The following is a 941-nucleotide window of genomic DNA, read 5'->3' as shown; positions in this document are numbered from 1 at the left end:
GTGGTGGCCGGGGGGCCCGGGGCGTGGGCGGGACTGCTCGGGTTCACCCTGCTGGGGCTCGGGCTGTGTGTGCTGGTGCCGCAGACGTTCGCGGCGGCGGGGCGGCTGTTCCCGGGGGCCTCCGATGCGGCGGTCGCGCGGCTGAACGCATTCAACTATGCGGGGTTCCTGGTCGGTTCGCCGTTGGTGGGGGCGTTGGGGGACGCGTGGAGCTATCGCGGGGCGATGCTCGTGCCGATGACGCTGGTCCTGATGACGCTCGTGTACGCCCGGTCGTTCGAAGCTCAACCGGACCGATACGGTGGCGGGCATGAGCGGCCGCGCACAGCTGATGTGGGACGAGGCAGTAACGGGGTATGACTTCGGGCCGGGGCATCCGATGGACCCGGTTCGGCTGATCCTGACCCGGCGACTGGTCTCGGCGTTGGGACTCGACCGCGAGGTGGAGGTCGTGGGCGCGAAGCCCGCCGGGGAGTCGACGCTGCGGCTCGTCCACCGCGAGGACTACATCGAGGCCGTGAAGGCCGCCTCGGCGGACCCACGGGCCGCCGACGGGACGTACGGGATCGGAACGCTGGACGACCCGGCGTTCACCGGGATGCACGAGGTGTCGTCGCTGATCGCCGGGCTGTCGGTGGGAGCCGCGGAGGCGGTGTGGCGGGGGGAGACGCAGCACGCGGTGAACTTCGCGGGCGGGCTGCATCACGCGATGCCCGGGGGCGCGGCGGGGTTCTGCATCTACAACGACGCCTCGCTGGCGATCGCGCGGCTGCTGGAGCTGGGGGCGGAGCGGGTCGCGTACGTGGACGTCGACGTGCATCACGGGGACGGCGTGCAGGCGGCGTTCTGGGAGGATCCGCGGGTTCTGACGATCTCGCTGCACGAGCATCCTCGGACGTTGTTCCCGCAGACCGGGTGGCCGGAGGAGACCGGGGGCGGGG

At 71.8% G+C, this 941-nt stretch carries 1 protein-coding gene and 1 pseudogene; both read left to right on the top strand.

Going from position 1 to position 941, the window contains the following annotated elements:
• A partial coding sequence (locus tag CCN42_RS37275; RefSeq protein WP_143662158.1) for an MFS transporter occupies positions 1–360 on the top strand: 360 nt, incomplete at its 5' end.
• A pseudogene (locus CCN42_RS37270) lies at positions 311–941 on the top strand (arginase family protein); the annotation flags it as partial. The gene CCN42_RS37275 and the pseudogene CCN42_RS37270, both read left to right, overlap by 50 nt.

This window comes from Streptomyces glaucescens (assembly GCF_002154375.1).
In the GTDB taxonomy this organism is placed as follows: Bacteria; Actinomycetota; Actinomycetes; order Streptomycetales; family Streptomycetaceae; genus Streptomyces; species Streptomyces glaucescens.
This window is presented reverse-complemented; position numbering and strand designations above follow the sequence as displayed.